Genomic DNA, 24,574 nt, shown 5'->3' with positions numbered 1-24,574 from the left:
CTGAATCCCGCCTCCGGCAAGGCTTAGCGGGCCGTATACCCTCTTCGTATACGTGTCGGTATACGTCGGGGTATACGTCCCGCGCGGGCAGCAAAGCCTTGCCAGTTAACGGCTTGCGGGCAGTCTGGCGTGCCCGCGGCAATCAGCCCAGGTCGAGCGGAATGAAGATGCGCGCATCGTCGCGCTGCACCAGCAGTGCCACCTGCTTGCCCGATTTCGATACCAGCGACCTGAGCTGCTCGGCCGAGCTGATGGGCGTGCCGTTGAGCGACAGGATCACGTCGCCCGGCTGGATGCCGACGCGCGCGGCGGGACCGGCCACGTCCTCGACCACCAGGCCGCCGTCGATGCCGCTGTCACGCTTCTCCGCGGGCGTAAGCGGGCGCACCGCCAGCCCCAGCCGGCCACCGGCCTCGCTGCCGCCACCCTTCTGTGCGACGGCCCGGTCCTTGGCCGTGCCCACCGTCACCGACAGCGTCATCGGCTGGCCCTTGCGGATGATCTTCAGCGAGGTCTGCGTGCCCGGCTTGATATCGGCCACGTGCTCGGGCAGGTCGCCCGAATGGTCGATCACGTCATTGTCCAGCTGCACGATGACGTCGCCGGGCTTCAGGCCAGCGCGCGCGGCCGGGCTGTCGAGCTCGACCGAGTTGACCAGCGCACCGGTAGGCTTGGGCAGCCCGAACGATTGCGCCAGCGCCTGGTTCACCTCCTGCACGCTGATGCCGAGGCGCCCGCGCGTGACCTTGCCATGCGCCACCAGCTGCTGCTGCACCTTAGTGGCCACGTCGATCGGGATCGCAAACGACAGGCCCTGGTAACCGCCGGTCTGGCTGTAGATCTGCGCGTTGATGCCGACCACCTCGCCGCGCTGGTTGAACAGCGGCCCGCCCGAGTTGCCGGGATTGACGGCAACATCGGTCTGGATGAACGGCACATAGGTATCGTCCGGCAGCGAGCGCGACTTGGCGCTGACGATGCCCGCGGTCACGGTATTCTCGAAGCCATATGGAGAACCGATCGCCAGCACCGGCTCGCCCACGCGCACCCGTGAAGGATCGCCCAGGCGCACGGTCGGCAGGTTCCTGGCGTCGATGCGGATCACGGCCACATCGGTCTGCGGATCACTGCCGAGCACCTTGGCCTTGAACTCGCGGCGGTCGGTCAGCTTGACGGTGACCTCCTGCGCGCCGTCGACGACGTGCGCATTGGTCAGGATCAGCCCGTCCGGGCTCACGATAAAGCCCGAGCCCAGTCCGCGCACCAGTTGCTGCTGGCCGCCCTGCGGACCCTGGAACTGAGGCCCGAAACGCTTGAAGAACTGGAACAGCGGATCGTCCGGATCGATGCCCGGCGGCATCTGCGCCGCGGTGCGCTGGGCGCGCGCGGTGACGCTGATATTGACCACGGCAGGCCCGTACTGTGCCACGATGCCGGAGAAATCCGTCGGCGTGGCCACGGCGGCCGCCGGCTGCGCAGGCGCGACGGCTGGCGCAGGTGCCGCGTACCCCGGCGTGATGACTTCCTTCTGCAGATAGGCATAGCCGCCGCCAAGGGCGGCAAGGGCCGCGATACCAACGGCCGTGCGAGCAATGGTCTGGCGCATCATGTGTGGTTCCTTTCCTTGTGCATCAGGCGTCGGCACTTTGCGACGCGACACGGTCATGCTAGCGACCCAGACTTAAAACAGACTTAAGGTTCAGCACTGGCCATGCACGGGCGTATCGAGCACATTTTGGAAAAGTGTAAATTTACCTTGCGCACAATTTAATTGTGTTTAATATATCGCCATGGAACGCGACAACGACCCCTCCCCAAACTGGCTGCTGCTGGATCGTCAACTGTGCTTTGCGCTGTATTCGAGCTCACTGGCCATGACCAAGTTGTACAAGCCGCTCTTAAGTGAGCTTGGACTTACTTATCCGCAATATCTGGTGATGCTGGTGTTGTGGGAGACGGAAACGCTGACGGTCTCAGAACTCGGCGCCCGGCTGGCACTGGACTCGGGGACGCTGACGCCGCTGTTGAAGCGGCTGGAAACGGCGCGGCTGGTCACGCGCACACGTGACGCAGCCGACGAACGGCGGGTGCTGGTCAGCCTGACCGACTCCGGCCGTGCGTTGCGCCAGCGTGCCGAGCATATTCCTGAACAGATGTTGTGCGCCACGCAGTGCCCGGTCGAAGAGATCCAGGCCCTGACGCAGCGCCTGCATGCACTGCGGTCGTCGCTTGAACAAGCGCGGACCGATTCCAGCCTGCCGGACTGACGGCAAGCATTGATACGCCCTCTCGGGCAACAAACCGGAGCCTTAGATGAAACTCGAAAAAGTCGTTTATACCGCCCATGCCACCGCCACCGGCGGCCGTGACGGCCGTGCCACCACGTCCGATGGCCAGCTCGACGCCAAACTGGCCGTGCCCAAGGAAATGGGTGGCGCCGGTAACGGCCTGAATCCGGAACAGCTCTTTGCTGCCGGCTATTCGGCTTGTTTCCTGGGCGCCATGCGCTACGTTGCCGGCCAGCAGAAGATCGCCGTGCCCGCCGATGCCACCATCGAGGGCGCCGTCGGCATCGGCCCGATCCCGCAAGGCTTCGGCATCCAGGTCGAACTGAAGATCTCGCTGCCGGGCTTCGAGCGCGAGGCTGCCGAAAAGCTGGTCGAACAGGCGCACCAGGTGTGCCCGTACTCGAACGCAACGCGCGGCAATATCGATGTGACGCTGACTGTGGTCTGATCCTGCAGGCATGGAAAAGGCCGGTATCGCGAAGGCGTTACCGGCCTTTTTGTTTGATCGCCCTGCGGTCTACTGAGCCGGCTCGGCTGCCGGCAATTGGGCGCAAAATGCGCGCTTCTGCGTCGAACTCAAGCGCTTGATCTCGATTTCCGCCTTCAACGCTTCGGACTTCGTCTCGAAGCGCAACTGGCCCAGGACGCGTATGGGCTTGCGCGATCGCGTGTATTTGGCGCCTTTTCCGGACAGATGCTCGGCGAAGCGGCGGGCAACATCGGTCGTGATTCCGGTGTAGATGGAATCACCGGTGCATTCGAGCAGATAGAGATACCAGGCGCTGTCAGCCGACATGGATGGGTAATGGGGGATTCAGCGAGGGATTTCAGCGGTAATGGTATTACGCCGGTGCGGCGGCGGCGAGTCATTGCATTTTCGCCGCGCCAAAGCAAAAACCCCCAGCCTTTTGGGGCTGGGGGTTCTGCGGTATAAGAGCCTGGCGATGACCTACTTTCACACGGGTATCCGCACTATCATCGGCGCGGAGCTGTTTCACGGACCTGTTCGGGATGGGAAGGGGTGGTTCCAGCTCGCTATGGTCACCAGGCATAAGGGGTTGCAGCGCTGAGGTTGAGGTCAACGCTGCGAATAGGGATGTAGTTGGGGTTGTGCGTCTTGTGTCAACTGTTTCGGCACAGTCACGATCACACACCAGGCAAAACACACTGGTTATAGGATCAAGCCTTACGGGCAATTAGTACTGGTTAGCTTAACGCATTACTGCGCTTCCACACCCAGCCTATCAACGTCCTGGTCTCGAACGACCCTTCAAGGAGGTCAAGCCTCCAGGGAATCCTCATCTTCAGGCGAGTTTCCCGCTTAGATGCTTTCAGCGGTTATCTCTTCCGTACATAGCTACCCTGCGATGCCTCTGGCGAGACAACAGGTACACCAGCGGTACGTCCACTCCGGTCCTCTCGTACTAGGAGCAGCCCCCGTCAAGATTCCAACGCCCACGGCAGATAGGGACCAAACTGTCTCACGACGTTTTAAACCCAGCTCACGTACCTCTTTAAATGGCGAACAGCCATACCCTTGGGACCGGCTACAGCCCCAGGATGAGATGAGCCGACATCGAGGTGCCAAACACCGCCGTCGATATGAACTCTTGGGCGGTATCAGCCTGTTATCCCCAGAGTACCTTTTATCCGTTGAGCGATGGCCCTTCCATTCAGAACCACCGGATCACTATGTCCTGCTTTCGCACCTGCTCGACTTGTCGGTCTCGCAGTTAAGCACGCTTTTGCCATTGCACTTTAGGTACGATGTCCGACCGTACCAAGCGTACCTTCGAACTCCTCCGTTACACTTTGGGAGGAGACCGCCCCAGTCAAACTGCCTACCATGCACTGTCCCCGACCCGGATTCACGGGTCAAGGTTAGAACCTCAAACAAACCAGGGTGGTATTTCAAGGACGGCTCCACGTGAACTAGCGTCCACGCTTCAAAGCCTCCCACCTATCCTACACAGATCGGTTCAAAGTCCAATGCAAAGCTACAGTAAAGGTTCATGGGGTCTTTCCGTCTAGCCGCGGGGAGATTGCATCATCACAAACACTTCAACTTCGCTGAGTCTCGGGAGGAGACAGTGTGGCCATCGTTACGCCATTCGTGCAGGTCGGAACTTACCCGACAAGGAATTTCGCTACCTTAGGACCGTTATAGTTACGGCCGCCGTTTACCGGGACTTCAATCAAGAGCTTGCACCCCATCATTTAATCTTCCGGCACCGGGCAGGCGTCACACCCTATACGTCCACTTTCGTGTTTGCAGAGTGCTGTGTTTTTATTAAACAGTCGCAGCCACCATTTTATTGCAACCCCTTCACCCTTCTGGCGCAGGCCAGTCAAGCTACCAGGGCGTACCTTATCCCGAAGTTACGGTACCAATTTGCCGAGTTCCTTCTCCCGAGTTCTCTCAAGCGCCTTAGAATACTCATCTCGCCCACCTGTGTCGGTTTGCGGTACGGTCTCGTATGACTGAAGCTTAGAGGCTTTTCTTGGAACCACTTCCAATTGCTTCGCAGCACTAGGCCGCTCGCCCCACATCCTTGAATTCCGCGCCCGGATTTGCCTGAGCGCCTTCTCCAATGCAGGGACCGGGACTTCCAACACCCGGACAACCTTCCGCGATCCGTCCCCCCATCGCATCATACGACGGTGCAGGAATATTAACCTGCTTCCCATCAGCTACGCATCTCTGCCTCGCCTTAGGGGCCGACTCACCCTACGCCGATGAACGTTGCGTAGGAAACCTTGGGCTTACGGCGAGGGGGCCTTTCACCCCCTTTATCGCTACTCATGTCAGCATTCGCACTTCCGATACCTCCAGCATCCTTTACAAGACACCTTCACAGGCTTACGGAACGCTCTCCTACCACGCACATTACTGTGCGTCCGCAGCTTCGGTATATAGCTTAGCCCCGTTACATCTTCCGCGCAGGACGACTCGATCAGTGAGCTATTACGCTTTCTTTAAAGGGTGGCTGCTTCTAAGCCAACCTCCTGACTGTTTTAGCCTTCCCACTTCGTTTCCCACTTAGCTATATTTGGGGACCTTAGCTGGCGGTCTGGGTTGTTTCCCTCTTGACACCGGACGTTAGCACCCGATGTCTGTCTCCCGTGATTGCACTCTTCGGTATTCGGAGTTTGCTATGGCGGGGTAATCAGCAATAGACCCCCCAACCATGACAGTGCTCTACCCCCGAAGGTGAGACACGAGGCACTACCTAAATAGTTTTCGGAGAGAACCAGCTATTTCCAGATTTGTTTAGCCTTTCACCCCTATCCACAGCTCATCCCCTAACTTTTCAACGTTAGTGGGTTCGGTCCTCCAGTACGTGTTACCGCACCTTCAACCTGGCCATGGATAGATCATCTGGTTTCGGGTCTACACCCAGCGACTCAACGCCCTGTTCGGACTCGCTTTCGCTACGCCTTCCCTAATCGGTTAAGCTTGCCACTGAATGTAAGTCGCTGACCCATTATACAAAAGGTACGCCGTCACCCCTTACGAGGCTCCGACTGTTTGTATGCATGCGGTTTCAGGATCTATTTCACTCCCCTCCCGGGGTTCTTTTCGCCTTTCCCTCACGGTACTGGTTCACTATCGGTCGATCACGAGTATTTAGCCTTGGAGGATGGTCCCCCCATCTTCAGACAGGATTTCACGTGTCCCGCCCTACTTGTCGTACACCTAGTTCCACAACGCTGTTTTCGCATACAGGGCTATCACCTGCTATGGCCGGGCTTTCCATCCCGTTCTGCTAACAATGCTGCTAAAGAGTACAAGGCTCTTCCCATTTCGTTCGCCACTACTTTGGGAATCTCGGTTGATTTCTGTTCCTGCAGCTACTTAGATGTTTCAGTTCGCCGCGTTCGCTTCCCTGACCTATGTATTCAGTCAGGGATGACCCATACGGGCCGGGTTTCCCCATTCGGACATCTCCGGATCAAAGCTTGTTTGCCAGCTCCCCGAAGCTTTTCGCAGGCTACCGCGTCCTTCATCGCCTGTGATCGCCAAGGCATCCACCACATGCACTTGTTCGCTTGACCCTATAACGAGTGTGTCTCGATTGCTCGAAACAGTCGCTACAGGATGAGTTCTCGCATTTGTGCCGTATTCCAAGTCATCTTTCGATCACTTAAATACATTTTGGTTGATACAATCACAACCCGGTATCGCGTTTTGTACTGCAGCGTCTCATCAACGCTTCGCGACACCTTTACTACATCCCATATTTTTAAAGAACAGCCGATCGTTAGATCGCTTGGCAATGCCAAATGGAAACACTCGCAACTCAGCGTCGCGAAGCGCTTTCATTTGACAACCAATCCAAGGTACCAGGTAGTGGTGGAGGATGACGGGATCGAACCGACGACCCCCTGCTTGCAAAGCAGGTGCTCTCCCAGCTGAGCTAATCCCCCTTCGGATAACTTGGTGGGTCTGGTAGGACTTGAACCTACGACCCCCGCCTTATCAAGACGGTGCTCTAACCACCTGAGCTACAGACCCTTGGCTGTAACAGCAAACAAACCGATAAGTGTGAACGCTAGGCTTGAGACACAAGCCTCTAGAAAGGAGGTGATCCAGCCGCACCTTCCGATACGGCTACCTTGTTACGACTTCACCCCAGTCATGAACCCTGCCGTGGTAATCGCCCTCCTTGCGGTTAGGCTAACTACTTCTGGCAAAACCCACTCCCATGGTGTGACGGGCGGTGTGTACAAGACCCGGGAACGTATTCACCGCGGCATGCTGATCCGCGATTACTAGCGATTCCAGCTTCACGTAGTCGAGTTGCAGACTACGATCCGGACTACGATGCGTTTTCTGGGATTAGCTCCCCCTCGCGGGTTGGCAACCCTCTGTACGCACCATTGTATGACGTGTGAAGCCCTACCCATAAGGGCCATGAGGACTTGACGTCATCCCCACCTTCCTCCGGTTTGTCACCGGCAGTCTCTCTAGAGTGCCCTTTCGTAGCAACTAGAGACAAGGGTTGCGCTCGTTGCGGGACTTAACCCAACATCTCACGACACGAGCTGACGACAGCCATGCAGCACCTGTGTCCACTTTCCCTTTCGGGCACCTAATGCATCTCTGCTTCGTTAGTGGCATGTCAAGGGTAGGTAAGGTTTTTCGCGTTGCATCGAATTAATCCACATCATCCACCGCTTGTGCGGGTCCCCGTCAATTCCTTTGAGTTTTAATCTTGCGACCGTACTCCCCAGGCGGTCAACTTCACGCGTTAGCTACGTTACTGAAGAAATGAATCCCCAACAACTAGTTGACATCGTTTAGGGCGTGGACTACCAGGGTATCTAATCCTGTTTGCTCCCCACGCTTTCGTGCATGAGCGTCAGTGACGTCCCAGGGGGCTGCCTTCGCCATCGGTATTCCTCCACATCTCTACGCATTTCACTGCTACACGTGGAATTCTACCCCCCTCTGACATACTCTAGCCTTGCAGTCACAAGCGCCATTCCCAAGTTGAGCTCGGGGATTTCACGCCTGTCTTACAAAACCGCCTGCGCACGCTTTACGCCCAGTAATTCCGATTAACGCTCGCACCCTACGTATTACCGCGGCTGCTGGCACGTAGTTAGCCGGTGCTTATTCTTCCGGTACCGTCATCGACCCCGGGTATTAACCAGAGCCATTTCTTTCCGGACAAAAGTGCTTTACAACCCGAAGGCCTTCTTCACACACGCGGCATTGCTGGATCAGGGTTGCCCCCATTGTCCAAAATTCCCCACTGCTGCCTCCCGTAGGAGTCTGGGCCGTGTCTCAGTCCCAGTGTGGCTGATCGTCCTCTCAGACCAGCTACTGATCGTCGCCTTGGTAGGCTTTTACCCCACCAACTAGCTAATCAGACATCGGCCGCTCCTGTAGCGCGAGGCCTTGCGGTCCCCCGCTTTCACCCTCAGGTCGTATGCGGTATTAGCTAATCTTTCGACTAGTTATCCCCCACTACAGGGCACGTTCCGATGTATTACTCACCCGTTCGCCACTCGCCACCAGGCCGAAGCCCGTGCTGCCGTTCGACTTGCATGTGTAAGGCATGCCGCCAGCGTTCAATCTGAGCCAGGATCAAACTCTTCAGTTCAATCTCTGTGTGGAAGCCTCGCGGCTCCCTCGCTCTTTCGAGCGGTCGCTCACTCTCAGAAAACTGACTGACCAGATCCGAAGATCCAGTCACGTTTTGCTGTGCGAGCACTGTATAACTTGTGAAGCAACACTGTCCGAAGACAGCGGCGTCCGCTACCCAGCGCCCACACTTATCGGTTGTTTGGTTGTTAAAGAACTTCGCTGCCGGCTTTGCCGTTCAGCGCTGCTGCGTTGTCTGCAGCAGAGAAACGAAATTATGCAGAGCTTTCTTCGTTTCGTCAACCGTTTCAGCAACTTTTTTCGCTGCGGCCGGCGCGCTAACTTCGCTGCGCCAACCTACCCGGTCGACCCCGCAACCCGCGCCCCGTCTGCTTTGCAGCGCTGCGTTGTGTTGCGAGGGGGCGAATATTAAGTGACCGCAGCGGGGTTGGCAAGAGGTTCTTTGAAAAAAAGCCAACTCGCCCAAAAAAGGCATTTCAAGCCACTTCAGCCCTCGCCCGGCGCTGCTTATAGAATGGCTGTTCCGGCCCACCGGGCCGCTCTCTTATAGATGGGGACGTTTGATGACTATCCAAGCGACCTGGCAACCAAGCCAGGGCAACAGCATCTGCCACCTGACCAACGGGACTGCCGAGTGGCGGGCCGACCTGGATGCATCTGCCGGCGGCGACACCCAATACCCGAACCCGCATGACCTGCTGGATTCGGCCCTGGCCGCCTGCACCACGCTGACTTTGCAGCTGTACGCCAAACGCAAGGGCTACGTGATCACCGGAGTCCATGTATCGGTCGCTCATGAAGAGGCCAACGGGACCTACACCATGAACCGCGAGGTCAAGGTCAGCGGTGAGCTCACGCCCCAGATCCTGGATGACCTGCTCCGCGTGGCGAACCGCTGCCCGGTGCACAAAACCTTGTCGGGACAGTTTTCCATCCAGACTTCGATTGCCTGACCCCACCGGCAAGATCGCGCCCTTTGCTATTGTCATCTCAAATGATAATCGTTATCATTTGTAGCTCTCGGGCTGTGACACTACCTGAGTCAGCAAATGGGTTCACCGGACACGCACGTGTCCGGTCTTTTCTTTCCGGCGACCCGCCGCCCGCGGCCGTCCCGTTCCGGCTGATTCCCTCCCGTCTGATGTCATCGTCCTGACGCACGCGGTGCGATACCGTACCTGCCGTGAACCACGCGCGTGCCCCACCCGTTCGAGGGGCATCCTGCTCCGGTATGTTGGCTGGCCCACCAAGGTTTCGTCGGATTCCGGTCAAACCGGCGCCGCGCGCTTTATCTGCCCTGCACCGCAGGCTTACCATGAACGGAAAGCAGAACAAGTAGAAGGCGCCAATAGAAAGCGCCGATACATCGAAGCGAGCGGGGGGATTCCTTGACCAACTTCATCGAAGCGTATTGCGCGCAGGTTCGGCTTGCGGGCGCAGTCGGCGTGATCGCCAAACCGGTTGTGGTGGCACAGGACAGCACCTACGCCATGCACTACGTGCCCTGCGAATACCTGAACACCCAGGCACCCCTGGTGCTGGTCAGCACCACGCCCGGCCACGCCCATGTGCGGCTGGCCGCCGCCGTCACCGAGGAACTGATGCGCGCCCATGCACCCGGCCGCGTGATCCAGCGCGAGAACAAGCGGCGCGTCGAGCTGGGCGGCAAGCTGGTGCGGCCCAACCTGATCCGCATGCTCGACCACTTCCGGGTGCCCGAACTGGTCGGCCTGCCGCACGCCGCGGCATTGTGGAATGACGGGTTCGAGCGCCTGCAACCGCTTGCCTTGCTGCCGCATGCCACCACGCGGCGCGGTCTGGCGTTCGACGGGCCACTGGAAGAACTGCTGGAGACACCGATGCTGCGCGAGGTATTCGAAGTGCAGTTCCTGGGCGCCGTGCGGCAGATGCGCACGGATGCGCTGTACATCGCGCTGGGCCGTACCGCCTGGGCAGGACTGCGGCATGCAGTCAGCCGCCGGCTGCTGGCGAAGTCTCAACTGCTGGGGATGATGCCAGTGCCGGCGCGCGCCGGCAGCATGGTGCGCTACTTCCTGCGCGAGATCGCCGCCAGCGATCTGTCGGCCAAGGACCCGGTGCGCCATCGCGTCGCCTGGCTCGATGCCGCCCATGCCGAACTGGAAGCCAGCGTGCGCAAGCTGCGCACTGCCATCCGGCCGGACCCGCACTCCGCCTACCTGATCGCGTAAGCGGTCACTCGCCTCCATGATTGGACTCGATAGACCCCACCGAAGTGGGGTCTCGGTGGTCCACACTGTGTCGATAACGTCTCCTGAGGCATCTGACACGCCTCGCATTCCCGATTTTTAGCGGCCCCGCGTGGGCCGCGATTTTTTTGGGGTCGCCAATTGGCGTCTCCCGCTTCAAGTGGCTACGCCGGCGGCGGCGTCTGCCCGACGCTTCGCCGCAGCGCATCCGATACCTGCGCCATCAGCGCGCCGTCGTCATCGACCGCGCGGCCGCCGGCCAACAATGCCTCGCGCACGCTGACGACCTTGCCCGCGTCATAGCGCCGGCCGCTGTCGATGGCCGCTTCGAACGCGTTGGCGCGCGCGTTGATCTGCACAGGGTCGGCGCTGACCAGCAGCACCGCATGGGCCAGCACCAGGTGGCGCTGCCCGTCGGGCGCTTGCATGGCCGCGGGTGCACGCCGCCAGTACTGCGCCGTGCCGGCGATCTTGCGCGCGGCTTCGGGCGGGCCCCAGGCCAGGTTGAAGCGGCCGTCGCAGAAGGAGCCGGCCACGGCCTGCCAGTGCGTGTCGACGCCCAGCGCTTGCAGCGCATCGCCGATGACCTCGCACAAGTGCAGGTAGACCGCGTCGCTGCGCGCACCCGGCGGCTGTCCCACTGCGTAGGCCAGACTCAGGTTGAGGATGCCGGGGCCCTGCGGCACCAGCCCGCCGCCCGACATGCGCAGGAACACCGGGCACCCTTGCTGCGCGAAGTCGGCGCGCGCGGTTTCCAGCGCGGCATGGCGCAGGTAGGTGCGCGGCACCACCAGCGACAGCGGCGCCTCCCACAGCTGCGCCACCTGCCGGCCCTGTGCCGCGAGATCCAGCAAGGCCAGCTCATCCTGCAGCGGGTCGCTGCCCGCCTGCCCGGCATGGGCCGCATCGACAAATTCAAACGGCATGGGATGGCACCAGCCTCCGGATGGCAACGTGCCGAGTCTAGCAAGGCTAGACGTTGAGCGCATCGAAGTACGCCAGCGCCTTCGACGCATACATGGCGCCGGGTCCGCCGCCCATCTCGATATTGATGGCCAGCACTTCGGCCAGCTGCTCGCGCGTGGCGCGATGGCGCAGCGCCTGACTGGTGTGGAACAGCACGCAGTCGTCGCAGCCCTTCTGCACCGCCAGTGCGACGGCAATCAGTTCCTTGACGGCGGCCGGCAGGCTGCCGTCCTGCGTGGCGGCCTTCATCACGCCCTGGAAGGCGCTCATGGCGGCGGGCTGGGCCTGGCCGAGCGCACCGAATTGCTTGTTGATCTCGGTCAGGCGGGTCTTCAGGTCTGTGGTCATGAGGTGTCCTGTCTTGAATTCGAACAAGGCGAACTGGCCGAGCGGATGGCGCCCTGGGGCGGCGCCATCCGCGCGCGGCATCAGCCGGCCAGATGCTTTTTCAGCAGCGCGTTGAAGTCATTGGCCTTCTCCATCTGGCTCATGTGGCCAGCATCGGCAAAGACCTTGACGGTTGCTCCCGCCGGCGCGGCTTCAGCGTGCGCGGCCGGGATGATCTGGTCCTGACCGCCCCACACCACCAGCACGCGCTTGCCGCTGCCGGCCAGCCGCTGGCCAGGCTGCTCGCTCTGGCGGCCGCCGCCGAAGAGCCCCTGCCCGAGCGCCGTCAGCGCCTCGGTGACGCCGTCCAGCCGCTTGTAGCGCAACAGGTCGTCCAGCATCTGGCGGCTGACCAGCCCCGCGTCGGCGAACAGCAGCTCGACCACGGGCTTGAGCTCACGCCGGGACTGGGCACTGACGAAGCCTTCGGTATAGCCGCTGTTGACGGCGTCGCCAAAGCCCACCGGCGACACCAGCGCCACCGACAGCACCCGCTGCGGTGCATCCACAGCCAGTTGCGCCGCCACGCCGCCGCCCATCGAATGGCCGACCACATGCGCCGCCTCGATCCCGGTCTCGTCCATGAAGCGCGCTACAAAGCCGGCCATCTGCGCCAGCGTCGTGCCCGCGAGCCGCGGCGACGACTGTCCGTGGCCGGGCAGGTCGAGCGCCACCACGGTGTACGCGTCGGCCAGGGGATCGAGGTTGAACAGCCAGTTGTCCAGGTCTCCGCCAAATCCGTGGATGAAGAGCACGGTTTCGGCGCCGCCACCCTTGCGGGCATAGCGGACCCGGATGCCGTCGACGTCGGCAAACTGGTACGCGGCAGCGGCTTCTTCTTCGCCAGCATCGTCCGCCGGCGTTTCATAAGCCGCGACATAGTCATCGATTTGCGCATCGCTCACCTCCGCAGGTGCCAGCACGCCCAGCAGCGCCTTCACCGGCAGCACGTCGCCGGCCTGCGCCACCTTGCGGCGCAGCGTTCCCGCGTCGGGCGCCTCCACCGCATTGGCGATCTTGTCGGTTTCCACGTCGAGGATCGGCAGGCCCACGGTAATCTCGGTGCCTTCGTCGACCAGCCACGCATTGACCGTGCCTTCTTTCATCGACAGGCCCCACTTGGGCATCACGATCGGGATAATCGTGGGGGAAATTGCGGTTGCCATCAGTGCTTGCCTCCCTTCATGGTCTTGCGCGCGGCGGCCACGATCTGCGCGGCGCTGGGGATGTACAGGTCCTCCAGCGTCGGCGAGAACGGCACCGGCGTATGCGGCGGGCACACCATCTCGATGCCGGCCTTGAGCGCGCCGAAGGCCTGCTGCGCGACCTGCGCGGAGATATCGGTGGCGATATTGCAGCGCGGGCTGGCCTCGTCCACGACCACCAGGCGGCCGGTGTTCTCGACCGATTCCAGCACGGTGTCCATGTCCAGCGGCGAGAGCGTGCGCAGGTCGATCACTTCCGCCTCGATGCCCTCCTTGGCCAGCGTGGCGGCCGCTTCGAGCGAGCGATGCACCATCATCCCGTAGGTGACGATCGACACATCCTTGCCGTCGCGCACGATATTGGCCTCGCCGAACGGAATCGCGTAGGCGCCTTCGGGCACCTCGCCCTCCAGGCCGTATAGGTTCTTGTGCTCGCAGAAGATCACCGGGTCGTTGTCGCGGATCGCCTGGATCAGCAGGCCCTTGGTGTCGTACGGCGTGGACGGGCACACCACCTTCAGTCCGGGGATATGAGTGAACAGCGGCGTCAGCATCTGGCTGTGCTGCGCGGCCGCGCGAAAGCCCGCGCCGACCATCGCGCGGATCACCACCGGGGTCTCGGCCTTGCCGCCGAACATGTAGCGGAACTTGGCCGCCTGGTTGAAGATCTGGTCGAAGCAAACGCCCATGAAGTCGATAAACATCAGCTCGGCGATCGGGCGCATGCCGCAGGCCGCGGCGCCGATGGCGGCGCCCACGTAAGCGGATTCAGACAGCGGCGTGTCCAGCAGCCGGTCGCCGTGCTTGGCGTACAGGCCCTTGGTCACGCCCAGCACGCCGCCCCAGGCGTCCTTCTCGCCGTCCGCGCCGGCGCCGCCGACAATGTCTTCGCCCAGCATGATGACGCTGGGGTCGCGGGTCATTTCCTGGTCGATCGCCTCGTTGATCGCCAGCTTGATGCTCAGTTTGCGAGCCATGGTTTGTCTCCTGATATTGAGTTAGCGCGTGGCGGATCAGTAGCTGACGTAGACGTCGGTGAGCAGGTCTTCGGGCCCGGGCTGCGGTGCGGCCTTGGCCTCCTGCACGGCATGCTCGATCAGCGCGGCGACCTCGCGGTCGATGGCGTCGAGTTCTTCGCGCGCGACCACGCCGGCCTGGGTCACGGCGCGGCCAAACAGCTTCAGGCAATCCTTGTTGGCGCGGATATCGTCGAGTTCGCCTGCGGCGCGGTAGGTTTGCGCATCGCCCTCGAAGTGCCCGTAGAAGCGGACCATCTTGCATTCGAGCAGCGACGGCCCACCGCCGTCGCGCGCGCGCCGGATCACTTCGCCGGCCGCTTCATGGACGGCGAAGAAATCGGTGCCGTCCACCGTCACGCCCGGGATGCCGAAGCCGGCGGCGCGGTCCACGTAGCTGTCCACCGCGGTGCCATAATCGCGCGAGGTCGATTCGGCATAGCCGTTGTTCTCGATCACGAAGATCACCGGCAGGTTCCACACCGCGGCCAGGTTCAGGCTCTCCAGGAAGGTGCCCTGGTTGGAGGCGCCGTCGCCGCAGAAGGTGATGCCGACCTCGCCCTTGCCGCGGAACTTGGCAGCCAGCGCGGCGCCGCAGATCAGCGGCGCGCCCGCGCCCAGGATGCCGTTGGCGCCCATCATGCCCTTGGACAGGTCGGCGATATGCATCGAGCCGCCCTTGCCATTGCACGAGCCGCCCTTCTTGCCGTAGATCTCCTTCATCATCGCCACCGGATCGACGCCCTTGGCGATGCAGTGGCCGTGGCCGCGGTGCGTGCTGGCGATGCGGTCGCCATCGTTCAGGTGGTGCAGGATGCCGACGCCCGCGGCTTCCTCGCCCGCGTACAGGTGGACGAAGCCCGGGATGTCGCCGCGCCCGAAGTCCACGTGCAGGCGTTCTTCAAAATCGCGGATGGTGCGCATCTTCCGGTACACCGTCAGCAACGTCTCCTTATCGAGCGGCAGCGCGGCGGAATCTTGAGAAGCTCTGGCTGTCATGTCTGTCTCCTTCGTTTTCAGGTGTTGCACTTCAAGAAAGGGGAAAAGCGGGCGGACGCGGTGCCCGCGCGTCATCCCGCCGCGGCGTGCCGCGGCAGGCGGCGCATCAGGTGGTGGCGCGCGGCATGGCGCATGCAGGCCGCGACGTCGATGCTGCGAAAGGCGTGGTCATGCAGGGTGACGGTGACTTCGTCGTCCGGCCCGAAGGCCAGTTCGCGCTCGCCGTCCAGCGCGACAATGCCGCTGCGCTGGCGCACGCGATGGGGCCGGCCGTGTTCGAGCCGCTGCCAGCCGGCCACCGGCACGGTGCACATCAGGCCGGGTGCGATCGGCGCGCACAGGTCGAATTCGCCTTCGCCGGGGGCGGCCAGCTCGATCGCGAGGCCGCCCTCTTCGCGCCGGCCCACCGGCTCCAGCAGCCCGGCGATGGATGACAGGCCGATGGCCTCGGGGTCGGCAAAGGACACGTAGACGGCGGCAAGCGTGTCGGTCTTCCACAAGGCGCGCGCGCCGATGAAGTGCTCGTGCGAGATCACCGCATCCACCAGCGCAATATCGCGGCGAAAGCCGCCGTTGCCGTCGCGGATGACGATGTCGAGCCGCTTGTTCGACGCCAGCGCCTGCGCAGGGGGAATGCGGCCCGTGGCATAGAGGCCGGTGGCCAGCCCGATGATGGTGGGTTCGCGCATTTCGGGGTAGGCATTGTTGGTGCCGGTCGACAGGCCCGCGATCGGCACCGCGCCGCACTCGCGCACCACCGCGCGGTGGGTGCCGTCGCCGCCCAGCACGATGATGGCGGCCACGCCCGCATCGGCCATGCAGCGCGCGGCGCGCAGGGTGTCGTCAACGCGCGCGGTGACCGGCATGTCAAGGTAGTCGACCGCGGGTAGCCCCGAGTCCGGCCCCTGCCGGCGTGCCAGGTGCCGCGCCAGCATGACGCGCAGGCCTTCGCGGTCGGGCATCATCAGCACGCGCTCCACGCCGCAGGACGCCAGCGCGGCCAGCAGGCGCAGCACGATATTGACGCGGTCGGCCAGCTGCAGGCTGTTGGCGTTGGCGATCACGCGGCGGATATCGCGCGCGGAAATCGGGTTGGCGATGATGCCGACCACTGGCGCGATCTGCGCGCTGGCGCCTGCTGCGTGCCCCATTGCCTGTCTCCTGTTGTCGTTGTCTTGCCAAGCGTATTTGCAATGGCCGTGCCAGTGCGCGCAGGCAGTGAAAACCGGGGAAACAGGGGTATCAGCGGGGTCGGATCCGAGGGATTACCCCGAGGCGGAAGGGCAAAAGCGACGCTGCGCTGTGACAGGTGTCACAGCGCAGGTGTACAGGGGATGGACAACCGTATCGCAGGGATGGCGCGCGTGCGCCGTGCTGCCTGCCGGCTTATGCGTCGGTGGGCTCTGGGCCGCCGTCGCGCCGGTTGGGCGACTGGATGCCGTAGCGCTCCATGCGGCGGTACAGCGTCATGCGGCTGACGCCGATCTGCCGCGCGACCGCGCTCAGGTTCCAGCCGGAGGCGCGCAGGTATTGCATCAGCAGCATGCCTTCCGGCGGCAACTGGTGCGGATCGAACGGCGCGGCAGCGGGTGACTGGGCGGGCCCTGGCTGCGGCAGGGCGGCGGACGGAGCGGGTCCCGCCAGGCTGTCAGGCAGGTCCGGCACATCGATATAGCCGTCGGCGCAGACCGCGCGCGCGTACTCCAGCACGTTGCGCAGTTCGCGCAGGTTGCCGGGCCAGCGGTGGCGGTGCAGCCGCTCGCGTGCCGCGGGCGACAGCGTGATCTCGCCGCCTTCTGCGCCCCCTTCCTGCAGCAGCTTGCGGACCAGCCAGTCCAGGTCGGTGCGCGCACGCAGCGGCGGCAGCGTAAAGCGCGCGCCGTTGAGGCGGTAGTACAGGTCCTCGCGGAAGCGCCCGTCGGCCACCAGTTGCTCCAGGCTGTGGTGCGTGGCGGAGATGACCCGCAGCCGCACCGGCACCGGCCGCGCGGCGCCGACAGGCAGCACTTCGCCCTCGGCCAGCACGCGCAGCAGCCGCGACTGCAGCTCGCGCGGCATGTCGCCGATCTCGTCCAGGAACAGCGTGCCGCCGTCGGCCTCCTGGATCAGGCCGCGCTTGCCGCGCGGGCCTGCGCCGGAGAAGCTGTTGGGCAGGTGGCCGAACAATTCGCTTTCAATCAAGGTTTCAGGGATCGCCGCGCAGTTCACCGCTACGAACGGCCCGCCGCGGCGCGCGCTGGCAAGATGCAGCGCCTTGGCCAGGAACTCCTTGCCGCTGCCGGTCTCGCCGTGGATCAGCAGGTTGATGGGCGAATCGACCAGGCGCGCCGCGCGCTGCAACTGCTGCTGCAGCGCGGCATCGCCGCCGGTCAGTGCTGCCAGCGCAGCCGGCATCTCCACCTGCGTTTCGGCGGGCGGCGCCTGCCAGCGCAGCGCGGGCGGCAGCACGCTCAGGTACAGCAGGCCGCCGCTGCGGGTCAGCGCCACCAGGCGCTGCTCGCTCGGGCGCGAATAGACGTAATGGCCCAGGTCTTCCAGGCGCGCGTCGAACAGCGTCTCGAACCGCTGGCCCAGCACGGTGGCGCCCGGTGCACCACCCAGCTCGCCTTCCAGCATCAGCCTGGCGCGGTGGTTGTGGCCGACGATGCGGCCCGCCTCGTCCAGCGCCAGCAGGTATTCGGGATTGACGTCGACGAACTCCGGCGCCACGTTCAGCTTCAGGATCCAGTCGCGGCGGTGCGCGCGCAGGAAGTTGGCGTTCTCGATATGCGCGGCGTAGATGCGCACCATCTGCAGCGCCAGCCCCTGGCTGTCCTTGGCCTGCGGCGAGGTCAGCGCGGAGATGTCGAGGATGGCGTGCAGGTTGCCGTGCGTGTCGAACAGCGGCGCGGCGGTGCAGGTCAGCGGGATATGGGTGGCGTCGAAATGGTCGGCCTGGTGCACCGTCAGCGCCTGGCCCGTGGCCAGGGCGGTGCCGACCGCGCAGGTGCCGGCGCCGCTCTCGCTCCACTCGGCGCCCAGGTACAGGCCCGCGTGGCGCAGCGCGGCATCGCTGCGGGCCTCGCCGATATAGTCGACGGTCACGCCCTGCGCATCGGTCAGCAGCACCACATAGCCCAGGCCCGCCACCTGCCCATACAGGCTTTGCAGGCCGTGGCGCGCGATGCGCGCGAAGTCGTCGATACGTTCCTGGTGTTCGCGCAGGCGCGGCTGCGGCAGGATGCGCGCCTCCTGCATGCGCGACGGATCCAGGCCGTACTGGTGCACGCAGCGGCGCCATGAGTTCTGGATGATGGCGTCGTGCGCGATCCGGTCCGCAAGCACGGCCGGCGGGGCAAGGTATGTGGTAGCCTGGACCACCGTCTCGATGTGCTCGCGTTGCCGCAGGTCCATCGTTGTCTCCTGTCGTCGCTGCCGTCGGCCCCATGGGTGATGAATGGGGTGGTGGATCGGGCGGACTGTCGGGCGCGTGCTGCGGGAGCCGTGCCTCTCTGTGTCTCGGGCCTTCTAATGTATCCGAGCGGATCGGCGGTGCGCAAACAGGATTAGGGGAGACGCGCTCACGGGCGCACCCCGCAAGTGCGGCGCACGCCATACCGGAGCATCGCAGGCGCTCAGAGCGCTGATGAGGTCTTCAGGCTGCGCGCCGCATCGGCGGCGATGGCGAACGAGCGCAGGCGCGCCTGGTGGTCATGGATCTGCCCGGCCAGCATCAGCTCGTCCGGGCGCAGGTCATCGACAAAACGCTGCATGCCGGCACGCACGGCGTCGGGATCGCCCACCACGGAGCACGCCAGCGAGCGGCGGATATGGTCGGCCTCGCTCTCGGTCCACAGTGATTCGATATCATCCACCGGCGCGCGCAGCTGCCCCGGAGTGCCGCGCACCAGCGCCAGGAACTGCTGCTGCAGCGAGCTGAACAGGCGGCGCGCCTGGTCGCCGGTCTCGGCCGCAAACACGTTCAGGCCCAGCATCACATAAGGCCGGTCCAGCGCTTCGGAGGGCCGGAAGGTGCGTCGGTACAGGTCCACCGCCTGGCGCATGAAGCCCGGCGCAAAGTGCGAGGCAAAGGCGAACGGCAGGCCCATCGCCGCGGCCAGCTGCGCGCTGAACAGGCTCGAACCCAACAACCAGATCGGCACCTTGAGCCCGGCGCCGGGCACCGCGCGCAGGCGCTGGCCGGGGCGCACGTCTTCGAAATAGGCCTGCAGTTCTTCCACATCCTGCGGGAAGGTATCGGCGCTGTCGGCCGACAGGTGGCGGCGCAAGGCGCGCGCGGTGGCCTGGTCGGTGCCGGGCGCGCGGCCCAGGCCCAGGTCGATGCGGCCCGGGTAGAGCGAGGCCAGCGTGCCGAACTGCTCGGCGATCACCAGCGGCGAATGGTTGGGCAGCATCACGCCGCCCGAACCCACGCGGATGGTCCTGGTGCCGTTGGCGACATAGCCGATCAGCACGGCGGTGGCGGCACTGGCAATGCCGGGCATATTGTGATGCTCGGCCAGCCAGTAGCGGTGGTAGCCCAACTGCTCCGCATGGCGGGCCAGGTCGAGCGAGTTGCGCATGGCCTGGCCGGCATCGCTGCCTTCAGGGATGGGGGCCAGGTCCAGCACGGACCAGGCGACGCCTGCGCCGTTGGGGATAGAGTCGTGATTCATGTGGTGGATGGCGGGCGGCTGGTGCCGCACGCGGGCAATGCATATGGCTCGCTATCTTAGTGACCCCGGCGCGATCGTGCTGGGGGCCTGATCGCGGCCCTTCGGGCGGCGTGGGTATAGTCGGGGCACGAAAGATTGAGTCGCGCCGCGCTTGCCCGTACCATGCAGCCCGATGCGAAGGAACAAGCGATGACACTCAAGACACTGGACGGTGCGCTGGCGCTGCTGACCCACTTCACCGTGCGCCAGCCGACTTGGGGCGTGCGCGAGCTGGCCAAGCACAGCGGCGTGCACTACGCGGTGGTACACCGCGTGCTGGCCACGTTTGCCGCCAACGGCTTCCTGGTGCAGGACGCGGCCACCGGCAAGTATTCGCTGGGACTGCGGTTGTTCGAGCTGGGACAGGTGGTGCGCAAGAGCTTCTCGCCCGACGAGATCGTGCGCCCGGTGCTGGAAAAGCTCGCCGCGCAAAGCGGCGAGACCGTGTTCCTGTCCTGGCTCGATGGCCATGAGGGCCTGTGCGTGGGACTGGTGCAGAGCCAGCACCAGCTGCGCTTTTCGATCGAGCTGGGCGAGCGCTTCCCGCTCTATGCGGGCGCGCATGCCAAGGCCATGCTGGCCTTCCAGGACGATGCCTTTCGCGATGAGGTCTACCGCCAGGGGCTGGCGCGCATGGCCCCCCACACGACGCTGAACCGCGAGCGCATCGAGCAGCAGCTGGCCGAGGTGCGCGAGCGCGGCTGGGCCCATACGCGCGAGGAAGCCGCCGCCAGCGTGGCCGGCCTAGCGTTGCCGCTCTGGTCGCGCGACCGCAGCGCGGTGGTGGGCTCGGTCGCCATCGCCGGGCCGCAGCAGCGGCTGGACGAAGCCGCGGTACCGCGCCTGCTGGAGGCGCTGCGCGATGCCAGCGGCCGGCTGGAAGACGTCATCGGCTTCGTGCGCTGACGCGCAGTCTCCTCACACCAGCAGGGCCTTGCCCACGGCCCCGCCCAGCACGCGCTGGCCGATCGCATGGCCCAGCGCGCGATAGCTCTCCCATTGCGCCTCATCGAAGAACTGGTCGCCGGTGGCCTCCTGCGGAAACGCGGGATGGGTCGCGCCGTAGTGGCGCACGTCGGCCGGCGCCCATGACACCAGCCGCGGCTTGAGCAGCACGATGCGGCAGGTGCGTGCGCGTGGCGCCCCGCACTCCGGGCCGGTGCGAAAGACGTTGAGCAGCACCGCGCATTTGTCGCCGGTCGGCGCGCCCGGCATGAAATCATCCGGTACGCCGAAGACCCGGCTCAGCACCGGGTGCGTGGTGGCAGCCTCGGTATCGACCACGATCTCCAGCCCATGGTCGATGCGCGCCAGCCGGATCAGGTTGGCCAGGTCGCCGAAGCGGTAGTCGGGGTCGCCCCCGCAATCACACAGCACGATCAGCGAGACATCGCGGCCCGGGCGCAGCAACTCGTACACGCCGGTGTTGTCGAAATGCCCGCCATCGGACAGAAATTGCCAGCCGCGCCGCGTGCCATGGAAGCGCGCGCTCAGTTCGCAGCCCAGGTAGTACTGCGTGCGGAACAGCGCGATGCCCGCGGCCAGCCACGGATGCGTGGCGCGTTCCGGATGGCGCCTGGCGCGGCCCCGGCGCCCGCCTTCGCGTGCGTGGCTGGCCGGATACGACGGCCACCATATGCCCAGCCGCAGGTTCGCCAGGCCAAGCAGCATGGATGTGCCCAGCGTGGTCGCGCGCCCCAGCCTGGTGGAGACGGCCGCGCCCGAGATCGCCATCCAATCTCCCACCGTGCGCGATTCGGCCAGTTTGCCCGACGACGGCCATGAAACGTCGGGGCAGCAACCCCGGCCGTCGATGGTAAAGCGCGCGTAGGCGTCCGGCGGGATCGCCGCCGCCACGCCGGACTGCGCCACGCAGGGGCCGGGCGCCAGGCACAGCGGCTTGCCCTTGCGGTCGCGCTGCACCAGTTGCTCGGCCGGGTCGACGGTGAGATTCAGCGTGACGTTGATCAGGTGCAGCGGCGCCAGCACGCGCGGATCGTAGTAGGTGTTCAGGCTGAGCTGGTCGCCGGGCACGGGCTCGGCCACGCTGAAGCGGGCGCCCTGGCTGCCGTCCTGGTCGGTCGTCGGATCGGGCGGCGCAAAGCGCTCACCGTTGGACGCCCCCAGGTACGCGCGGGTGAGCCGCGCCGCATAGAACGGCTGCAGCGTCGACAGGTTCAGGAAGCCCGCGAAGCGCCCCACCACCAGCGCCAGCGCCAGGCTCACCACGGTCAGCATGGCCAGCGCCGGGCCGGTATAGGCGTTGCCGAACACCAGCCAGTCGACCGGCTCGCGCCCGTCCCAGCGCACCCACAGCACCAGCCACGACCACAGCACGAACAACAGCAGGGCCAGCACGGCCGCCACCGCGCCCGCCAGCAGCGATACCGGCAGCCGGGCACACAGCGCGCGCCATGGCGTGTCGGTGCTGCCCTGGCGGCCGGCATCGCGCCAGCGCGAACCGTAGCGCACGAGCCAGACCAGCACGCCCAGCACGGTTGCGGGCAGCGCCGCGCCCCACTGGTGGTGGGCCTGGTGGGCAAACAGGTAAGCGGTGCGTGCGATGGTGTCGGCAATGCCCAGCGCCGCCAGCCACAGGGTCAGCGTCAGCGCGCCACGCAGTGCGCGCGTGGCACGCACGCGGTAGGCGGCCACGGTGCGCGGCTCGCCCTGCAGCAGCGCCAGGCACCACAGCACGCCCAGCAACGTCAGCACGCCCAGCGCGGCAAAGAGCTTGCCGATGACCAGCCCCGAACCGAGCCATTCCGACCAGCGCGCCGCGGCCAGCAGCATCAGGCCCAGCAGCGTGGCAAGCAGCGGCGCGGGGCTCAGGAAGCGGGCCGTCGCCTGCGGATCGTTGGCGCGCGGGTAGATCAGCCAGTAGGCCAGCCCGGGCGGCACCGCGCCAGCCAGCGCGGTGGCCAGCGGCAGCCACAGCAGCGTGCTCCACCAGATCGCGCATTCGCCCTGGTTGTAGGCCTGCCGCGCGTCGTGCAGCAGGTCCATCTCATGGCGCCCCAACCCGTAGGAAACCCCCACCGCAATGTGTTGCCCGAGCGCCAGCGCAGCCAGCAGCACCAGCAGCGCGCTGCCGATCACGAAATGCATGGCCAGCCAGTTGCGCACCACCAGCGCGGCGGCATAGAGGTTGTCGCCGGCGCCGGTGGGCGACAGGTAGCGGCCGTTCTCGCGCAGCCATGCGACCGCGCCGCGGCCGGGGTCGGCGGCGTAGGACACCGAGGTATGGATGCGCCCCGGCGGCTCGCATTGCAGCGTGTGATAGGCGTCGGTGGCGGCCTGGACCGGGCCTGCGCCGCGGCGCAGGCGGCCGGGCACGAACAGGCTGACGAAGAAGGCGCCGAGGTAGCCGCCGCCGCTGACGGTGGACAGGTAGTCGAACTGCGCCAGCAGCGAGGCCAGGCCCGGCACGGTCTGCGCCGCGGCGGCGGTGGCGGCCGCCGGCGTCGCGGCCTCCGGCGCGGGGGCCGGCGCTGCCGCCTTGGCGGACATCGCGGTGCCCGCCATTGCCTGCATCACGCCCAGGCAGAAGGTGGCGCTGCGGATGCCGCCGCCGGACAGCGCCAGGGCCCAGTTGCGCTGGCCATCGTCGGCGCGCGGCGCAATGCCGAGCTGGCGGCGGCGCTGGGCGATGCGGGTGGCCTCGTCGCCAGATCCGCCGGTTCCGTGGTGTTCCGCGGCCATGCGCGCCCTCCCGGTAGCAGTCGGTCTGCGCCAAGTATAGGCGGCGGCGCTCCGCCGTTGCCGGCGCCGGCATTCGCCCGGCGCGGCCAGCCGGCCCCGCGTTAACCCTGATTGTTGAGAGCCTGACTGAAGCCTAGCATTTCTCTGTATCAGAGACGGTGTCTCCTATATAGAGACACAAGCAGTTGACGCAACCACTCACCATGCTCAAGACCCTGGACGGCGCCCTGGCGCTGTTGACCCATTTCACCGCCCGCCAGCCCAGCTGGGGCGTGCGCGAACTGGCGCGCCACAGCGGCGTGCACCACGCCGTGGTGCATCGCGTGCTGGCGACCTTTGCCGGCAATGGCTTCCTGGTGCAGGACGCGCTTGGCCGCTACGGCCTGGGGTTGCGCTGGTTCGAGCTGGGACAGGTGATGCGCAGGACACTTTCGCCGGCCGAGGTGGTGCAGCCCGCGCTGGAAGCGCTGGCGCGCGAATGCGGCGAGACCGTGTTCCTGTCGTGGCTGGACGGTGGCGAGGGCTTGTGCACGGATATCGCCCAGAGCCAGCACCAGCTGCGCTTTTCGATCGAAGTGGGCCAGCGCTTCGCGCTGGACGCGGGCGCGCACGCCAAGGCCATCCTGGCATTCCAGCCGGAAGCGTTCCGGCGCCAGGTAGCGGGCGACGCGCCAGAACTGGAAGCACGGCTGGATCAGATCCGCGCCGACGGCTGGGCCTACACCTGCGAGGAATCCGCCGCCACGGTGGCCGGGCTGGCGCTGCCGCTGCGCCACCGCGACACCCAGGCGGTGGTGGGATCGCTGGCCATCGCCGGCCCGCTGCAGCGCCTGACGCCTGAGGCGGTGCCGCGCTTGCTGGAGGCGCTGCGCACCACGCGCAACACCATCGGACCGGTGGCGGGTTTCATGCGCTGAGCGCGCGCAAGGCATCACACACAACAGACAAAACCAGACAACACTACGGGGAGCGGTGGA

At 64.8% G+C, this 24,574-nt stretch carries 17 protein-coding genes, 2 tRNA genes and 3 rRNA genes; 6 read left to right on the top strand and 16 right to left on the bottom strand.

Going from position 1 to position 24,574, the window contains the following annotated elements:
• Positions 1-142: 142 nt before the first annotated feature.
• Positions 143-1,609, bottom strand: a complete 1,467-nt coding sequence (locus CNE_RS18825; protein WP_041228512.1) for a DegQ family serine endoprotease — start codon at positions 1,607-1,609, stop codon at positions 143-145.
• Between the two features lie 181 nt (positions 1,610-1,790).
• On the opposite strand from CNE_RS18825, the gene CNE_RS18820 reads away from it, so the two are divergent.
• The gene (locus CNE_RS18820; RefSeq protein WP_013951858.1) at positions 1,791-2,267 is read left to right on the top strand and encodes a MarR family winged helix-turn-helix transcriptional regulator; all 477 of its coding nucleotides are present in this window, start codon (positions 1,791-1,793) and stop codon (positions 2,265-2,267) included.
• Positions 2,268-2,313: 46 nt separating this feature from the next.
• Positions 2,314-2,736 (top strand): organic hydroperoxide resistance protein, encoded by a 423-nt coding sequence (locus CNE_RS18815; protein ID WP_013951857.1) that lies wholly within the window; start codon positions 2,314-2,316, stop codon positions 2,734-2,736.
• Between the two features lie 69 nt (positions 2,737-2,805).
• On the opposite strand, the gene CNE_RS18810 is transcribed toward CNE_RS18815, so the two are convergent.
• From CNE_RS18810 to CNE_RS18785, 6 genes are all read right to left on the bottom strand, one after another.
• Positions 2,806-3,084: a GIY-YIG nuclease family protein gene (locus tag CNE_RS18810; protein WP_013951856.1), complete on the bottom strand. Its 279-nt coding sequence runs from the start codon at positions 3,082-3,084 to the stop codon at positions 2,806-2,808.
• A gap of 140 nt (positions 3,085-3,224) precedes the next feature.
• Positions 3,225-3,337 (bottom strand): 5S ribosomal RNA (rrf, locus tag CNE_RS18805).
• Between the two features lie 126 nt (positions 3,338-3,463).
• Positions 3,464-6,344, bottom strand: a 23S ribosomal RNA gene (locus CNE_RS18800).
• Positions 6,345-6,640: 296 nt separating this feature from the next.
• Positions 6,641-6,716, bottom strand: a tRNA-Ala gene (locus tag CNE_RS18795).
• An 11-nt stretch (positions 6,717-6,727) separates the two neighbouring features.
• Positions 6,728-6,804: transfer RNA gene (locus CNE_RS18790), tRNA-Ile, on the bottom strand.
• 62 nt (positions 6,805-6,866) lie between these two features.
• Positions 6,867-8,398, bottom strand: a 16S ribosomal RNA gene (locus CNE_RS18785).
• Together the 16S, 23S and 5S rRNA genes with 2 tRNA genes alongside form the textbook arrangement of a ribosomal RNA operon.
• Positions 8,399-8,963: 565 nt before the next feature.
• Here CNE_RS18785 and CNE_RS18780 point away from each other — a divergent pair.
• Positions 8,964-9,353, top strand: coding sequence for an OsmC family protein (locus CNE_RS18780; protein WP_013951855.1), 390 nt, complete (start codon positions 8,964-8,966; stop codon positions 9,351-9,353).
• A gap of 435 nt (positions 9,354-9,788) precedes the next feature.
• On the top strand, positions 9,789-10,610 hold the full coding sequence (locus tag CNE_RS18775; protein ID WP_013951854.1) for a hypothetical protein: 822 nt from the start codon (positions 9,789-9,791) through the stop codon (positions 10,608-10,610).
• Positions 10,611-10,792: 182 nt separating this feature from the next.
• On the opposite strand, the gene CNE_RS18770 is transcribed toward CNE_RS18775, so the two are convergent.
• The 8 genes from CNE_RS18770 to CNE_RS18735 form a co-directional block, all read right to left on the bottom strand.
• Complete coding sequence (locus tag CNE_RS18770; RefSeq protein ID WP_013951853.1) at positions 10,793-11,554, bottom strand: lipoyl protein ligase domain-containing protein; 762 nt, start codon at positions 11,552-11,554, stop codon at positions 10,793-10,795.
• Between the two features lie 46 nt (positions 11,555-11,600).
• The gene (locus tag CNE_RS18765; protein ID WP_013951852.1) at positions 11,601-11,942 is read right to left on the bottom strand and encodes a carboxymuconolactone decarboxylase family protein; all 342 of its coding nucleotides are present in this window, start codon (positions 11,940-11,942) and stop codon (positions 11,601-11,603) included.
• A gap of 80 nt (positions 11,943-12,022) precedes the next feature.
• Positions 12,023-13,147 carry an acetoin dehydrogenase dihydrolipoyllysine-residue acetyltransferase subunit gene (locus tag CNE_RS18760; protein ID WP_013951851.1) on the bottom strand — a complete coding sequence of 375 codons (1,125 nt, stop codon included), beginning with the start codon at positions 13,145-13,147 and terminating at the stop codon, positions 12,023-12,025.
• The gene (locus CNE_RS18755) at positions 13,147-14,163 is read right to left on the bottom strand and encodes an alpha-ketoacid dehydrogenase subunit beta (RefSeq protein ID WP_013951850.1); all 1,017 of its coding nucleotides are present in this window, start codon (positions 14,161-14,163) and stop codon (positions 13,147-13,149) included. Before CNE_RS18755 ends, CNE_RS18760 begins: the two co-directional genes overlap by 1 nt.
• Positions 14,164-14,199: 36 nt before the next feature.
• The gene (locus CNE_RS18750) at positions 14,200-15,201 is read right to left on the bottom strand and encodes a thiamine pyrophosphate-dependent dehydrogenase E1 component subunit alpha (protein WP_013951849.1); all 1,002 of its coding nucleotides are present in this window, start codon (positions 15,199-15,201) and stop codon (positions 14,200-14,202) included.
• Between the two features lie 71 nt (positions 15,202-15,272).
• Positions 15,273-16,352 (bottom strand): ATP-NAD kinase family protein, encoded by a 1,080-nt coding sequence (locus CNE_RS18745; RefSeq protein ID WP_013951848.1) that lies wholly within the window; start codon positions 16,350-16,352, stop codon positions 15,273-15,275.
• Positions 16,353-16,587: 235 nt separating this feature from the next.
• Entirely contained in the window at positions 16,588-18,594 is a 2,007-nt protein-coding gene (locus CNE_RS18740) for a sigma-54-dependent Fis family transcriptional regulator (protein ID WP_013951847.1), read from the bottom strand.
• A gap of 221 nt (positions 18,595-18,815) precedes the next feature.
• The gene (locus tag CNE_RS18735; protein WP_013951846.1) at positions 18,816-19,856 is read right to left on the bottom strand and encodes an LLM class flavin-dependent oxidoreductase; all 1,041 of its coding nucleotides are present in this window, start codon (positions 19,854-19,856) and stop codon (positions 18,816-18,818) included.
• Between the two features lie 189 nt (positions 19,857-20,045).
• Between CNE_RS18735 and CNE_RS18730 the strand changes: the two genes are divergently transcribed.
• Positions 20,046-20,801: an IclR family transcriptional regulator gene (locus CNE_RS18730; RefSeq protein ID WP_013951845.1), complete on the top strand. Its 756-nt coding sequence runs from the start codon at positions 20,046-20,048 to the stop codon at positions 20,799-20,801.
• A 12-nt stretch (positions 20,802-20,813) separates the two neighbouring features.
• On the opposite strand, the gene CNE_RS18725 is transcribed toward CNE_RS18730, so the two are convergent.
• A complete protein-coding gene (locus tag CNE_RS18725; protein WP_013951844.1) occupies positions 20,814-23,597 on the bottom strand; it encodes a hypothetical protein in 2,784 nt (927 codons plus the stop codon).
• 203 nt (positions 23,598-23,800) lie between these two features.
• Here CNE_RS18725 and CNE_RS18720 point away from each other — a divergent pair, with 203 nt between their 5' ends.
• On the top strand, positions 23,801-24,514 hold the full coding sequence (locus CNE_RS18720) for an IclR family transcriptional regulator (protein ID WP_013951843.1): 714 nt from the start codon (positions 23,801-23,803) through the stop codon (positions 24,512-24,514).
• Positions 24,515-24,574 lie beyond the last annotated feature (60 nt).

The sequence above is a fragment of the Cupriavidus necator N-1 genome, from assembly GCF_000219215.1.
Taxonomy (GTDB): domain Bacteria; phylum Pseudomonadota; class Gammaproteobacteria; order Burkholderiales; family Burkholderiaceae; genus Cupriavidus; species Cupriavidus necator.
Note: the sequence above shows the minus strand (reverse complement) of the source record. Positions and strands in the feature narration are given on the sequence as shown.

Coding starts and splice junctions, on each gene's coding strand:
- CNE_RS18735 (WP_013951846.1), bottom strand. CDS start 19,856: ATGAATCACGACTCTATCCCCAACGGCGCAGGCGTCGCCTGGTCCGTG.
- CNE_RS18745 (WP_013951848.1), bottom strand. CDS start 16,352: ATGGGGCACGCAGCAGGCGCCAGCGCGCAGATCGCGCCAGTGGTCGGC.
- CNE_RS18760 (WP_013951851.1), bottom strand. CDS start 13,147: ATGGCAACCGCAATTTCCCCCACGATTATCCCGATCGTGATGCCCAAG.
- CNE_RS18825 (WP_041228512.1), bottom strand. CDS start 1,609: ATGATGCGCCAGACCATTGCTCGCACGGCCGTTGGTATCGCGGCCCTT.
- CNE_RS18765 (WP_013951852.1), bottom strand. CDS start 11,942: ATGACCACAGACCTGAAGACCCGCCTGACCGAGATCAACAAGCAATTC.
- CNE_RS18740 (WP_013951847.1), bottom strand. CDS start 18,594: ATGGACCTGCGGCAACGCGAGCACATCGAGACGGTGGTCCAGGCTACC.
- CNE_RS18755 (WP_013951850.1), bottom strand. CDS start 14,163: ATGGCTCGCAAACTGAGCATCAAGCTGGCGATCAACGAGGCGATCGAC.
- CNE_RS18780 (WP_013951855.1), top strand. CDS start 8,964: ATGACTATCCAAGCGACCTGGCAACCAAGCCAGGGCAACAGCATCTGC.
- CNE_RS18815 (WP_013951857.1), top strand. CDS start 2,314: ATGAAACTCGAAAAAGTCGTTTATACCGCCCATGCCACCGCCACCGGC.
- CNE_RS18770 (WP_013951853.1), bottom strand. CDS start 11,554: ATGCCGTTTGAATTTGTCGATGCGGCCCATGCCGGGCAGGCGGGCAGC.
- CNE_RS18750 (WP_013951849.1), bottom strand. CDS start 15,201: ATGACAGCCAGAGCTTCTCAAGATTCCGCCGCGCTGCCGCTCGATAAG.
- CNE_RS18725 (WP_013951844.1), bottom strand. CDS start 23,597: ATGGCCGCGGAACACCACGGAACCGGCGGATCTGGCGACGAGGCCACC.
- CNE_RS18730 (WP_013951845.1), top strand. CDS start 20,046: ATGACACTCAAGACACTGGACGGTGCGCTGGCGCTGCTGACCCACTTC.
- CNE_RS18810 (WP_013951856.1), bottom strand. CDS start 3,084: ATGTCGGCTGACAGCGCCTGGTATCTCTATCTGCTCGAATGCACCGGT.
- CNE_RS18720 (WP_013951843.1), top strand. CDS start 23,801: ATGCTCAAGACCCTGGACGGCGCCCTGGCGCTGTTGACCCATTTCACC.
- CNE_RS18820 (WP_013951858.1), top strand. CDS start 1,791: ATGGAACGCGACAACGACCCCTCCCCAAACTGGCTGCTGCTGGATCGT.